12 protein-coding genes are annotated in these 13,060 nt (G+C 73.0%); 4 read left to right on the forward strand and 8 right to left on the reverse strand.

Annotation, left to right across the window (positions count from 1 at the left end):
• Positions 1-76: 76 nt before the first annotated feature.
• Both GXP76_RS05640 and GXP76_RS05645 read left to right on the forward strand, forming a co-directional pair.
• The gene (locus tag GXP76_RS05640; protein ID WP_242570296.1) at positions 77-856 is read left to right on the forward strand and encodes a carboxylesterase; all 780 of its coding nucleotides are present in this window, start codon (positions 77-79) and stop codon (positions 854-856) included.
• Complete coding sequence (locus GXP76_RS05645; protein WP_277993021.1) at positions 768-1,544, forward strand: hypothetical protein; 777 nt, start codon at positions 768-770, stop codon at positions 1,542-1,544. The genes GXP76_RS05640 and GXP76_RS05645 overlap by 89 nt, the downstream gene beginning before the upstream one ends.
• Positions 1,545-1,594: 50 nt before the next feature.
• Here the strand turns inward: GXP76_RS05645 and GXP76_RS05650 are convergent, their stop codons facing one another.
• From GXP76_RS05650 to GXP76_RS05675, 6 genes are all read right to left on the reverse strand, one after another.
• On the reverse strand, positions 1,595-2,341 hold the full coding sequence (locus GXP76_RS05650) for an endonuclease/exonuclease/phosphatase family protein (RefSeq protein ID WP_242570298.1): 747 nt from the start codon (positions 2,339-2,341) through the stop codon (positions 1,595-1,597).
• Positions 2,342-2,483: 142 nt separating this feature from the next.
• Positions 2,484-3,425: an ROK family glucokinase gene (locus GXP76_RS05655; protein WP_242570299.1), complete on the reverse strand. Its 942-nt coding sequence runs from the start codon at positions 3,423-3,425 to the stop codon at positions 2,484-2,486.
• A gap of 66 nt (positions 3,426-3,491) precedes the next feature.
• A complete protein-coding gene (locus GXP76_RS05660; RefSeq protein ID WP_242570300.1) occupies positions 3,492-3,968 on the reverse strand; it encodes a DUF5304 domain-containing protein in 477 nt (158 codons plus the stop codon).
• Between the two features lie 88 nt (positions 3,969-4,056).
• The gene (locus tag GXP76_RS05665) at positions 4,057-5,295 is read right to left on the reverse strand and encodes an ArsA family ATPase (protein WP_242570301.1); all 1,239 of its coding nucleotides are present in this window, start codon (positions 5,293-5,295) and stop codon (positions 4,057-4,059) included.
• Complete coding sequence (locus tag GXP76_RS05670; RefSeq protein WP_242570302.1) at positions 5,295-5,777, reverse strand: SRPBCC family protein; 483 nt, start codon at positions 5,775-5,777, stop codon at positions 5,295-5,297. The genes GXP76_RS05665 and GXP76_RS05670 overlap by 1 nt, the downstream gene beginning before the upstream one ends.
• A 100-nt stretch (positions 5,778-5,877) precedes the next feature.
• A complete protein-coding gene (locus tag GXP76_RS05675; RefSeq protein ID WP_242570303.1) occupies positions 5,878-6,780 on the reverse strand; it encodes a metallophosphoesterase in 903 nt (300 codons plus the stop codon).
• A gap of 279 nt (positions 6,781-7,059) precedes the next feature.
• On the opposite strand from GXP76_RS05675, the gene GXP76_RS05680 reads away from it, so the two are divergent.
• Positions 7,060-8,856 (forward strand): long-chain fatty acid--CoA ligase, encoded by a 1,797-nt coding sequence (locus GXP76_RS05680; RefSeq protein ID WP_242570304.1) that lies wholly within the window; start codon positions 7,060-7,062, stop codon positions 8,854-8,856.
• Positions 8,857-9,039: 183 nt separating this feature from the next.
• On the opposite strand, the gene GXP76_RS05685 is transcribed toward GXP76_RS05680, so the two are convergent.
• The gene (locus tag GXP76_RS05685) at positions 9,040-10,194 is read right to left on the reverse strand and encodes a glycosyltransferase family 4 protein (protein WP_242570305.1); all 1,155 of its coding nucleotides are present in this window, start codon (positions 10,192-10,194) and stop codon (positions 9,040-9,042) included.
• Positions 10,195-10,303: 109 nt separating this feature from the next.
• Between GXP76_RS05685 and GXP76_RS05690 the strand changes: the two genes are divergently transcribed.
• A complete protein-coding gene (locus tag GXP76_RS05690; protein WP_242570306.1) occupies positions 10,304-11,644 on the forward strand; it encodes a glycosyltransferase family 87 protein in 1,341 nt (446 codons plus the stop codon).
• A 67-nt stretch (positions 11,645-11,711) separates the two neighbouring features.
• On the opposite strand, the gene GXP76_RS05695 is transcribed toward GXP76_RS05690, so the two are convergent.
• Positions 11,712-12,980 carry a hypothetical protein gene (locus GXP76_RS05695; RefSeq protein ID WP_374359888.1) on the reverse strand — a complete coding sequence of 423 codons (1,269 nt, stop codon included), beginning with the start codon at positions 12,978-12,980 and terminating at the stop codon, positions 11,712-11,714.
• Positions 12,981-13,060 lie beyond the last annotated feature (80 nt).

The following is a 13,060-nucleotide window of genomic DNA, read 5'->3' on the forward strand; positions in this document are numbered from 1 at the left end:
GCCGACGGCTCTGGTCGGTGTCGGCCCGGTCGCGTACGGTGAAGTACCACTTCGAGACTCACGAACAGGAGACCCTGTGCCGGTCCTTCCTGGAGCCGAGCCGTACCGCCACGAGGGCGGAGATGTCGGCGTCCTCCTCTGCCACGGATTCACCGGTTCCCCGCAGTCGCTGCGCCCCTGGGCCGAGCATCTGGCCGCCCGGGGCCTCACGGTGTCGCTGCCGCTGCTCCCCGGGCACGGCACCCGCTGGGAGGACATGCAGATCACCGGCTGGCAGGACTGGTACGCGGAGGTGGACCGGGCGCTGCGGGAGCTCGTCGAGCGGTGCGAACGGGTCTTCGTCTTCGGTCTCTCCATGGGCGGGACACTGGCTCTGCGGCTCGCGGCCAAGCACGGGCACGCGGTCACCGGTGTCGCCGTCGTCAACCCGGCGAACAAGGTGCACGGTCTTTCGGCGTACGCCCTGCCGCTCGCCCGTCACCTGGTCCGTACGACGAAGGGCCTGCGCAGCGACATCGCGCTGCCGGGCAGCGAGGAGGTCGGTTACGACCGGGTCCCGCTGCACGCGGCGCACTCGCTGCGGAATTTCTTCGGGCTGGTGGACGGGGAGCTGCCCCAGGTGACCCAGCCGCTGCTGCTGATGCGCAGCCCGCGGGACCATGTCGTGCCCCCGGCGGACTCGGCCAGGATCCTCGGCCGCGTCTCGTCGACCGACATCCGGGAGGTCATCCTGGAACACAGCTACCACGTGGCGACGTTGGACAACGATGCGGAGCTCATTTTCGAGGAGAGTCACACGTTCGTCGACCGACTCGCTCCGAGCGTCGGGAAGAAGGGGAGCAGAACCGGTGGCTGAGCATGACGCGGACCGCGAGCCGCAGCCGATCGACGAGGACGCCGCGTGGGCGGCGATCGTCGCGGGGTACGGCGAGGAGCCGGCCGATCCGCCGGGTGCCAAGCCCTTCAAGTCGGTCGAGGACCTGGCGCTCCTGGAGAGCGACCGGAACAGGACCGAGCCGTCGCCGCCCAAGGACAAGGAGTCCGGGACCACGAAGGCGGACCTCGGACCGGTGAACGGACCGGAGGCCGGGTCGGCGGCCGGGCCGGACACCGGTCGCGACCCCGCCGCCAAGGACACCGCGGGCACGGACGCGACGCCGGACGCCAAGCCCGACAAGCCGTCGCTCGGCGGCTCGCTGGGCAGCTCCGTCGTCTTCGCGCCCGGCGTCGGCGGCGGGGGCCCGCGTGACTATTCGGTGGCGGAGCCGAAGGACGACGATCTCGACGACGGCGACGAGGGCCATTTCGTACCGCCGGAGCCGCCGCCGCTGCCCGAGGCCGACGTCACGGCCAAGTTCGCCTGGCTCGCCGTGATCGGCGGGCCGGTGCTCATGCTCCTCGCGGTGCTGTTCCAGTGGGAGATGACCTGGTGGCTGACGACGGTCTGTATCGGCGGTTTCCTGGGCGGTTTCGTCACGCTGGTGGCGCGCATGCAGCACGACGACGAGGAGGACGACGATCCGGGGCGCGGCGCGGTGGTCTGACGATCCGTCGGCCCTGACGCCGCCTCAACCCCGTTTCCCCTGAGGCGGGTTCAGGAGGCGGGTACGCGCAGGGCGGCCAGCACCGGAAGGTGATCCGTGGCCGCCAGCAGGTCGCTCTCCTCGATGCCCGGCAGGCCCAACGGCACCCCGCAGCCGAGCACTTCGACCCCCTCGGTCGCGAAAATCGCGTCGATGCGCTGGTGCGGATCGGCGGGCGTGGAGGTGTACTCGCTCCCCCACGGCTTGACCGCCCAGCAGTCCTGGAGCACCTTGGCCAGCCGGCGGAACGAACGGCCCTGGGGCCGGTCGTTGAGATCACCGGCCACGATCGTGTGCGGTACGTCCATCGTCCGGACCCGGTCCAGCAGCATCCCGCTCTGGGCGAGGCGCTCGTCGCTCCGCAGGCTGAGATGACAGCTCAGCAGGCCCATCCTGGCGCCGCCGATCCGTACGACCGCCGTGGCGAAACCCCGCCGGTGCAGACCGGGTGTCAGCGGCAGCAGGACGTCCTCCGTACGCTCCACGGTCGCGCGCAGTGAGCACAGCAGCAGCGGTCCGGCGGCGGAGCCGCCGCCGCTGAGGACGACGAGATCAGTGCGGGCCGCCAGCCACGCGGCGCGCTTGCGCCAGCGGAAGAAGCGCGGCGCCTCCTGGACGAAGACCAGGTCGGGCTCGCACGCCCGGATCACCCGGGCCAGCGCCTCGGTGTCGTCGCGCATGGAGCGGATGTTGTAGCTGAGTACGCGGACCACGGCCGAACCGTCGGGCTCGGTACGGGAGTCGGGCAGCGAAATCATGGGGACGGGTCCACCCCGTCCACTCACCGGAGTTGTCACCGGACCACGATAGGCCAACGCCCGCCGCACCCCCGAGGGGCGCGGCGGGCGTGATCGTCCGGATGGCGGCGCCGCACGGACAGCGCTGTGCGAGCCGTGCGGTTCAGCCCTGCCGGGCCAGGTCCGCGGCGCCCACCAGCCCTGCCTTGCCGCCCAGTTGGGCGGCGAGAACCTGCGCGTGCGGACGCCACGCGCCGCCGATCAGCCAGCGGCGGAAGGACTTGCGGATCGGGTCGAGGACCAGTTCGCCCTCGTCCGACACACCACCGCCGACGATGAACGCCGACGGGTCGAAGAGCGAGGCCAGATCGGCCAGGCCCGCACCGGCCCAACGGGCCAGCTCCCGGAAGGAGTCGACGGCCACCGGGTCGCCCTCGCGGGCGGCGGCGCTGACGTGCTTGCCCTCGATGCCGTCGGGAGTACCGTCGCCGAGGCTCAGCAGGATCTCCGCGTTCTCGGGTGTGGCGTTGGCGCGTTGCTTCGCGTATCTGACGAGGGCGCGCCCCGACGCGTACTGCTCCCAGCACCCCTGGCTGCCGCAGCCGCACAGCAACCCGTCGGGAACGACCCGGATATGGCCGAATTCCGCCGCCACACCGAACCGGCCGCGGCGCAGCTTGTTGCCGATGATGATGCCGCCGCCGAGCCCGGTGCCGAGCGTGATGCAGATGACGTCCTCGTGGCCCTGTCCGGCCCCGAACTTGTACTCGCCCCAGGCGGCGGCGTTCGCGTCGTTCTCCACGACGACCTGCATCCCGACCCGCTGCTCGACCTTGTCCTTGAGCGGTTCGTGACGCCAGTCGATGTTCGGCGCGAAGAGTACGGTGGCGCGCTTGTCGTCGACGTAGCCGGCGGCGCCGATGCCGACGCCCTCGATCTCGTGTCCCTTGCCGGCGCCGGAGACGGCCGCGCAGATCGCGTCGATGATCCCCTCGGCAGTCGGCGGGGTGGGCACCTGGTGCGTATCGAGAATCGTGCCCTCTTCGTCGACCACGCCCGCCGCGATCTTCGTGCCGCCGATGTCGACGCCGATGGTGAGTCCCATGTGTCCCTCAGTTTTCGGTCGAGCCCCGCTGCGGCCAACCGTACCCGAGGGCGGGCCTGCTGCTGGTCAGTCCAGGTCGATGCGGTTGCCGGGGGTGGGGCCCTCGTCGCGGGGATCCGAGGGGTCGTCGGCCTTTTCGTCCGACTTCTTGAGGCTGATGTCGGGCGGTACGTCCGGTCCCCGGGTCCAGCGGCGCTCGTCGCCCTCGACGGCGGAACGGTAGGCGGCAAGAAGCTCGTTCCCGGCCGCCGCGAGGTGGTCGAAGATGTCCGGGTTGCGGTCGATCACCGGCTCGACGGCGGACTTGGCCTGGTTGATGAACTGCTGGACGGCGCCCTGTGCGGCCATCCCGAGCAGCGGACTCTGGAACGAGGACACCTTGTCGGCCACGGCGTCGACGAATCGGCGCAGCTCCTCCGAGGCCGAGCCGGGCGGCGTCCCGTGGACGGCGCGGCGGCGGGCCTTCTCGGCGGCCAGGTCCTCGGCGCAGGCCGTGGCCCACGCGTCCGGGTCGGCGGCGGGACGCTCGGTGGCATCGCTCATGGGTTACTCCCGCGTCGGGCAAGGCGCCTCGTCCGGGGCGGACCGGAGGCTGTGTACCTTCGACGGTACCTGAACCCGGGTGGGACGTTCAGGGTGTGCGCGGCCAGAGGCCCGGCTCCGGCGTGAAACGGACCTTCAGGACACCGTCCGTGAGCGCGGCGCCCGAGACGGTGCAGCGCCGCAGGGCGGCTTCGAGGGGCACGATGCGATGGAACGGGCCCACGGTCAGGAGGAGTTCGTCGCCGCGCCGCACCAGTCCGACGTCCGCCTTGGTGGCGCCGGGCAGTGGCAGGGACCACACCAGCAGGCCGTCCTCCTCCCGCCGGTCCTCGACCCACCACGGATCGCCGTGCGGCCCCGCGTCCGCGAGGTCGCCCGGGTCGCCGGGATCGCCCAGGTGGTCGAGGTCGTCCAGTCCGCGTGGGTCCCGTCCCAGGTGGCGCACCGCGCGCAGCGGCCACGCGGGGCCGTACTCCTCACCCCACTCGTCCAGGCACTTCTGCTGCTGGGCGGCGAGCGTCGCGAGCCAGGCGTCGGACGAATCGGTCGGCAGGACCTTGTTCGGTACGAGGGCGTCGACGCGCAGCCCGTACAGGCTGAGCCCGTCGCGGGCCACGCGCAGGGCGTCCCCGGCGGCCGGGCCCGGTTCGGCGACGAGCCGCACGGTCGTGGTGCCGGCCCCGATCAGCGCCTGGACGGCGGCCAGTTCCTCGTCCCTGCGGGCGGCGGCGCCGTACAGCCAGCCCGCGGGCATCGGTACGCCGGCGAGCTGCGCCATCATGGGCCGCAGCGCACGCGCGGCCTGCCGCTCGGCGGGCAGGAGGCGGCCCAGCAGCCGGCGCAGCCGCTCGGGCAGGGCCAGTACGGACAGCGCGTCGCGCAGCGGCGGCAGGTCGACGACGAGCACGTCCCAGTCGCCGGCCGAGGCCCTGCGCAGCGCCTGGAGCAGGGCGAACTGCTCGCTGCCCGGCAGCTCGGTCAGCTCCTCGCCGTCGAGGCGCCGGGCGCCGAGCATGTCGAGCGCGGTGGCGGCGCGCTCCTGGAGGGCGAGGCACTCGGTGCGGAAGTAGTCGGCGGGGTCGACACGGGCGGCCCAGAGGCCGGGCGTGACCTCGGCCGGTTCCACGGCGGGCGCGGTCCGCGCGCCCAGTACGGCGCCGGGGCCCGCCGGGTCGGCGGAGAGCAGCAGCGTGCGGCTGCCGCGCCGGGCGGCGGCCAGGGCGGTCGCCGCCGCGACGGTGCTGCGGCCCGCGCCGCCGGGACCGGTGACCAGGACCGTACGCGGGGTGCCCGTGACCGGTGCCGGGTCTGGTGCGCGTTCCGTCATCAGACGGTGGGCGTCTCGGCCGCTCCGGCGGATCCGGGGGTGCCGGGGGCGCTCTCGACGCGCTTCTTCAGACCGGCCAGGGCGCGGTCGATGATGACCTTCTCCGCCTTGCGCTTGATCATGCCGAGCATCGGGATCTTGACGTCGACGGTCAGCCGGTAGGTGACCTCGGTGCGGCCGCCGCCCGCCGGTGCCAGGTGGTAGGAGCCGTCGAGCGAGCGCAGCATCTGGGACTTGACCAGCGTCCAGCTGACCTCGTCACCGCCGGTCCAGGTGTACGCGAGGGTGTGGTCGTCCTTGATCGCGCCGGCGTCGAGCACCAGCCTGACCTGCTCCGCGCGGCCCTCGGCGTCGGTGGACAGGACCTCGGCCTCCTTCACCTCGCCGGTCCACTCGGGATAGCGGGCGAAGTCGGCGATCACGCCCATCACGTCGGCGGGTGCCGCCTCGATCGTGATGCTCGACTTGGTGTGTTCCGCCATCGACGTGCTCCTCCAGATGGTGTCCCCCCGGCGAAGCGGGGCGACGGTCCCGCTTACCGGTACCGGCCGTGCGGTGTGCAGGTTATCGCGTGCCCGGCGGTCACCATTCCATGGCCCAGGGCCGTCCGGTGGACGCGAAGTGGCCGACGTTCACGCACTCCGTCGAGCCGACGCGCATCCGGGGCGCGAGCGGCTGGTGGACATGGCCGAAGAGGGCGTACCTCGGTCTCGTCCGGTGGATGGCGTCCAGCAGCGCGCGGCTGCCGCGCTCGAAGCGGCGGGCGACGGTGTCGTACGTCAGCTCCGGCACCTCGGGCGGTATGTGCGAGCACAGCACGTCGACCTCGCCGAGCCGCTCGACCTTCGCCGCGTACTCCTCGTCGGAGATCTCGTACGGGGTGCGCATCGGAGTGCGCAGGCCACCGCCGACGAAGCCGAAGACCCGTCCGCCGATCTCGACCCGCTCACCGTCGAGGACGGTCGTGCCCGGTCCGGCGTACTCGGGCCAGAGGGCGGGGATGTCGACGTTGCCGTAGGTGGCGTACGTCGGATTGGGGAGGACGGCGAACATTTCGGCGTACTGACGCCGCACCGCCGACTCGATGGCGGTGTCCCGGTCGGTGGCCAGCGCGGCCCAGAGGGCGCGGCCCAGCTCACGGGCCTCGTCGAAGCGGCGGGCGGTGCGCAGCTCCACGATCCGGTCGGCGTTCTCCTCGCCGAAGAGGTCGGGGAAGATGCCGCGGGAGTGGTCGGCGTAGTCGAGGAAGAGGACGAGGTCGCCGAGGCAGATCAGGGCGTCGGCGCCGTCACCGGCCGTGGCGAGGTCGCGGCTGTTGCCGTGGACGTCGCTGACGACGTGGACACGGGTGCGTGTGCGGGCGTTCCCGCCGGGTACGCCGGGCCCCGCGCCCGGGTCGCCGCCCGTGTCGCCGTCCCTGCCGCCGCCCGTGCCGCCGGCGCCGCTGTCGCCGCCGTTCCTGCCGCTGTTCCCGCCACCGCGCATGCCGCTCACCCTAGATCGCCGCTCTCCCGCTGTGTAGAGGGGTCCGGACCTGCGGTTACCGGCACGGCCGGACCGCCGTGGACTACTCTGCGCGAAGGACCGTCAAAAAACGTGTGACGCGGGGAACATCTGGCCGGGCCCCCCTATCCGGAACCCAGTACCGATGGGTAACGTCCGGGCAGTCCCAGTCGTGCTCAACCCCCCGAGAGCACCTGCCCGATGTGGACCGCAGCCGGTTCGGCACAGTGTCGTGCCCCCGGCGCCCGACGAGGAGCAGTCTTGCGCGAGTTCAGCCTTCCGGCCCTGTACGAGGTCCCCTCGGACGGCAACCTGACGGATCTCATCCGCCGCAACGCCGCTCAGCATCCCGATGTCGCGGTCCTCGGCCGCAAGGTCGCCGGTGCGTGGACGGATGTCACGGCCACCCGGTTCCTCGCCGAGGTGCGGGCGGTGGCGAAGGGGCTGATCGCGTCGGGCATCCGGCCGGGTGAGCGGGTCGCCCTGATGTCACGCACCCGGTACGAGTGGGTGCTGTTCGACTTCGCGATCTGGAGCGCGGGCGCCGTCACCGTGCCGGTGTTCGAGACGAGCTCGGCCGAGCAGGTCCAGTGGATACTCGGCGATTCGGGCGCGGCCGCCGTGGTCGTGGAGTCCGGCGTGCACGTCGCCGCGGTCGGGTCCGTCTCGGACGGCCTGCCGGAACTGCGGCACGTCTGGCAGATCGACAAGGGCTGTGTCGCGGAACTGACCGCCGCCGGGGCGGAGGTCCCCGAGTCGGTGGTCGACGAACGCAGCGCGACCGCGAAGGCCGACGACCCGGCGACGATCGTCTACACGTCGGGGACGACCGGCCGCCCCAAGGGCTGCGTGCTGACGCACCGCGCCTTCTTCGCGGAGTGCGGCAACGTGGTGGAGCGGCTGAAGCCGCTGTTCCGTACGGGCGAGTGTTCCGTCCTGCTCTTCCTGCCCGCCGCGCACGTCTTCGGACGGCTGGTGGCGGTGGCGTCGGTGATGGCGCCGATCAAGCTCGGCTGCGTACCGGACATCAAGGATCTGACCAAGGAGCTGGCCTCGTTCCGGCCGACGCTGATCCTCGGGGTGCCGCGCGTCTTCGAGAAGGTCTACAACTCGGCGCGGGCGAAGGCCCAGGCGGACGGCAAGGGCAAGATCTTCGACCGCGCGGCGCGCACGGCGATCGAGTACAGCCGCGCGCTGAGCGGCGCGCAGGGTCCGTCCGCCGGACTCAGGATCAGGCACAAGGTCTTCGACGTGCTCGTGTACCGCAAACTGCGGGCGGTCCTCGGCGGCCGGGGCGAGTACGCGATCTCCGGCGGCGCCCCTCTCGGCGAACGGCTCGGGCACTTCTTCCGGGGCATCGGCTTCACCGTGCTGGAGGGGTACGGCCTCACGGAGACGTGCGCGGCCACGGCCTTCAACCCGTGGGACCGGCAGAAGATCGGCACGGTCGGGCAGCCCCTGCCCGGTTCGGTGATCCGTATCGCCGACGACGGCGAGGTGCTGCTGCACGGCGAGCACCTGTTCAAGGGGTACTGGAACAACGAGGCGGCGACGGCGGAGGCGCTGGCCGACGGCTGGTTCCACTCCGGCGACATCGGCACCCTCGACGAGGACGGGTATCTCGCGATCACCGGCCGCAAGAAGGAGATCCTGGTGACGGCGGGCGGCAAGAACGTCGCACCCGCCGTGATCGAGGACCGTATCCGCGCGCACGCGCTGGTCGCGGAGTGCATGGTGGTCGGCGACGGCCGTCCGTTCGTGGGCGCGCTGGTCACGATCGACGAGGAGTTCCTGGCCCACTGGGCCAGGGACCACGGCAAGCCGGCGGGCTCGACGACGGCGTCGCTGCACGACGACCCGGATCTGCTGGCGGCGGTCCAGCAGGCGGTGGACGACGGCAACGCGGCGGTCTCGAAGGCGGAGTCGGTGCGGAAGTTCCGTGTCCTGGACGCGCAGTTCACGGAGGACGCGGGGCACATCACGCCGTCGCTGAAGCTGAAGCGGGGCGTGGTGGCGAAGGACTTCGCGGACGAGATCGAGTCGGTCTACCGCGCGTAGGTGCGGCCGTAGGGGTGCGGGGTTCGCCGGGCGGCGGGTTCGTCCTCAAACGCCGGACGGGCTGGATGTGCGGCCACCTGCCGCCGCCGCCCGCGGAGAGGCTCCGGCCCGTCCGGCCCCGGGGTCCGTCCTCAAACGCCGGACGGGCTGGGATTGCGGCCGGACGGGCTGGAGATGCGGCTTCTACAGGAGTGTGCGGAGCTTTGTCGCCAGGAGGTCCCAGCGCCAGCGTTCCTGGACCCATTCGCGGCCCCGGCGGCCCATCCGTTGCCGCAGTTCGGGGTCCTGGAGCAGCGTCACGACGCGGTCCGCCGACTCCTCGGCCGCGACCGTGGCGGGGCCGCCGCGCACCACCCAGCCCGTCTCGCCGTCCAGCACCGCGTCCGGCGCGCCGCCGGAGTCGCCCGCGACCACCGGGAGCCCCGTCGCGGACGCCTCCAGGTAGACGATGCCCAGGCCCTCCACGTCGAGGCCGCCCCGGCGGGTGCGGCAGGGCATCGCGAAGACGTCGCCCGCGCCGTAGTGGGCGGGCAGTTCGGACCAGGGCACGGGGCCGGTGAAGCGCACGGAGTCGCCGACGCCGGTGTCGGCCGCCAGCTTGCGCAGTTCCTTGGCGTACGGCCCGCCGCCGACGATCAGCAGTACGGCGTCCGGGACCCTCGCCAGGATCGCCGGCATGGCGAGGATCAGCGTGTCCTGTCCCTTGCGCGGCACCAGCCGGGAGACGCAGACGACGACGGGCCGCTCGGCGAGCCCCAGCCGTTCGCGTACCGCGTCGCCCCCCGAAGCCGGGTGGAACGTCTTCTCGTCGACGCCGGGCGGCAGTTGGACCATGCGCCCGGCCGCCTCCGGCGTGAGCGCGCCGGCGATGCGTGAGCGGGTGTACTCGCCGAGGTAGGTGATCGTGTCCGTGCCCTCGCCGATACGGCGCAACAGCTGCCGCGCCACGGGCAGTTGCGCCCACCCCGCCTCGTGGCCGTGCGAGGTGGCCACGATCCGCCGGGCGCCGGCCCGGCGCAGCGCGGGCCCCATCAGCCCGAGCGGCGCCGCGGCGCCGAACCACACGGACTCGCAGCCGTGTTCGCGCAGCAGCCCCACCGCGCGCTCGGTCGCCCCCGGGGTCGGCAGCAGCATCGTCGTGCGGTCGCGTACGACCGTGAAGGGCTGCTCGGCGTCGAAGGCCGCCGTCGCCTCCACGCCCTCGGCGCCACGCTTCCAGGTGGAGGCGTAGACGACGATCCGCCCGGGGTCCAGCCGGAGCGCCATGTTGTGCAGGAACGCCTGGATACCACCGGGCCGGGGCGGGAAGTCGTTGGTCACGATCAAGGTCTTGTGCATCGTCGCCGACAGTACCGAACGGCCCCGCCTCATCGCTCTCGCGCCCGTCCGCCCGCATGATGGCTCCCGCCACGCATATCCATATATCTGACAAAACGGGCAGGTGCTCATGGCGGTCGGGGACAGGACGCACACCCACGTCGAAGCGGCCGGGGCGGCCGGTGGATCCGGAAGGGGCGGCGCGCTCGCCGCGCTCGGGCCGATCGCGGTATGGCTGCTCACCAGGACCGTACTGATGCTCTGGGTGCTGGGAATCCTCGTCGCGCCGGGCGTCGATGTCACGCCGGACGTCTCGGTGACCTACCGGGGCTGGTACGACATCCTGCTCACCGGCACCTTCCCCCGCTCCGACGTCACCTGGCAGTACCCGCCCGCCGCCGCGTTCGCGATCCTCTCCCCCGCCCTGCTGCCCTTCCTCGGCTACGCCACCGCGTTCTTCACCCTGTGCCTGCTCTGCGACGCGCTGGTCCTCGGCCTGCTGCTGCGCGCCGCCCGGCGCCCGGGAGGCTCGTCGCGCGGCGTGTGGGTGTGGGTGGCCGGTCTGGCACTGCTCGGGCCCACCGTGTACGCGCGCTACGACCTGATGGTGACCGCCGTCGCCGTCGGCGCGCTTCTCGCGGGCCTCCGCAGACCCCAACTGCTGGGCGCGCTCGCGGGGTTCGGGGCGCTGCTGAAGGTGTGGCCGGTACTGCTGCTGATCGGTACGCCGCGGGGCCGGGCCACCCGGCTCTCCTGGTCCGCCGCCGTCGCGAGCGGCCTCGCGCTGCTGGCCGTGGTGTCCGCCGCGCTCCCGGGCGCGCTGGACTTCCTCACCGCGCAGCGCGACCGGGGCACCGAGGTCGAGTCGCTGGGCGCGCTGGTCTTCCATGTGGCCCGCCATCTCGGCTGGGACGGCGCCGTGATGTTCAGTTACGGCTCGGTGGAGTTCCGGGGGCCGTACGTCCCGCTCGTCAGCGCCCTCGCTCTCGTCCTCTCCGCGGCCGCCTTCGGCTGGCTGCTCGTCTGGCGGCTGCGGGCGCGGACGCTCACGCCGGGCACCCTGTGCGACGCGGCGTTCGCCGCCGTCCTGCTCTTCACCGTCACGAGCCGGGTGATCAGCCCCCAGTACATGATCTGGCTGGTGGGCCTGGCCGCCGTGTGCCTGCTCGCGCGGTCGAGCCCGATGACGTCGCCCGCGGTGCTCGTGGTGGTGGCCTCCGGGGTCACGGCGCTCGAATTCCCGCTGTTCTTCTCGCACGTGACGGCCAGCGATCCGCTGGGTGTGACCCTCCTCGTCGTACGCAACGGGCTGCTGGCCGCCGCGGCGCTGACCGCGTGCGGCCGGCTGTGGCGCGGGACGGTGCCCGCGCCGCGACCGCGCGCACGCCGGGAGACGGCGGACGCGGCCCCCGGCGGGGACGTGGGCGCGCGGGACGGCGAGGAGGGCACCTACCGGCTTCTCGGCCCCTGACGGCCCGGCAGAGCCCCGTACGGGCGCCGTGCGGGGCTCACCGGGGCTGCCGCTCCCCCGCCCCCGCTCAGCGCAGCCGCTCGCGCACGTACTCCCGCCACAGCGCGCCGAACTCGTCGGGCGTCACCGACAGGACATCGTTCATCGCGTTCTCGACGGCGCCCTCGCGGTGCTCCCGCTCCCCGACGGCCCGGTAGAAGTCCGTCAGCTTCCGCTCGCCCCAGCGGTCCGCGATCAGATCGCACGCGAGGCGCCCGCCCTCGTACGCGCGCGCCAGTTCGTCCGCCTCCGCGTCGAAGGCGAAGTCCGAGTCCTGCGGGAGCGCGGCGGGCAGCCGGCCCCGGTGCAGCGACCGTTCGAGCTCCGGTGCGGCCTGTCCGTCCGTACGGCCGCCGCCCCGGTAGGCGACCCAGTCGGAGAAGCCCTCCGACAGCCACATGGGGGTGGCCTCGGAGGTGGCCGCGCGCGTCGCCACGTGGGTGGTCTCGTGGGTGAGGACGATCCGGCGCCCGAAGTCGCCGAGCACGCTGTACGCGTCGGGGTTGACGATCACCCGGTCCGCCGGTGAGGAGCCCTTGGGCCCCGTCTCACCGGTCGTGACGGCGGCGATGCCCCGGTAGCTCCCCGCCGAGGCGCCCAGCAGAGCGGCCATCGACGAGACCGACGCGGGCACCAGCACGACGACGCGACCCGACCACTCGCCCGGCCACGCCTCGTCCACGGCGGGCACCGCGTCGTCGGCCGCGGCGGCGATCTCGCGGAGCCGGGCGTTGTCCTGGCCGACGCCGAGGATCAGGCTGCGCCTGCCGTGGACGACCTCGACGGCGCCCTGCTGCCAGAGCTGCTGCACGCCCTTGTCGCCGGGCCGGTCGGCCGTCACGTACCAGCGCCCGTCCCGCTCCGTCAGCTCCAGGGTGCGGGAGGCGGTGACGGGCGCGGTGTCGTAGCCGTCCAGCCGGTAGCGCAGCTCGGCCCGCGCGGTCGCGCGGGTGCCGGTGCGCTCGACGTCCCGCAGCCGGTACTCCCAGGACCGCACCGGCACGTCGATGAGGTTCTGGTACGTCCGCCGCTCGGCGGCGAGCAGGTCGCCGGCCGCGGGGTCCACGGCGGCCAGATAGCCGCTCTCGTCGCGGTCGAGCAGGGCGCCGGCCCGGCGGTCGAGGGCCCGCTGGATGTCGCCGGTGGCGACGTCGGCCGCCGGTGGCGACGAGCAGCCCGAGGCGACCAGCAGACACCCGAGCAGCGAGGCCACCGCACGGCGGCGCACGGCGCCCCGGCGGGTCGTACGTCCACGGCCCGCCGCACGTCTCCGGGTCGTACGTCCCTGACCTGCCACCCCGCCGATCGTACGGGGCGCCGCGAGGACGAATCCCGACAGGGCGTCGGCACCGGGCCCGGGGCCGCGTGCGGCGATCG

The organism is Streptomyces sp. NP-1717 (assembly GCF_022695985.1).
Taxonomy (GTDB): domain Bacteria; phylum Actinomycetota; class Actinomycetes; order Streptomycetales; family Streptomycetaceae; genus Streptomyces.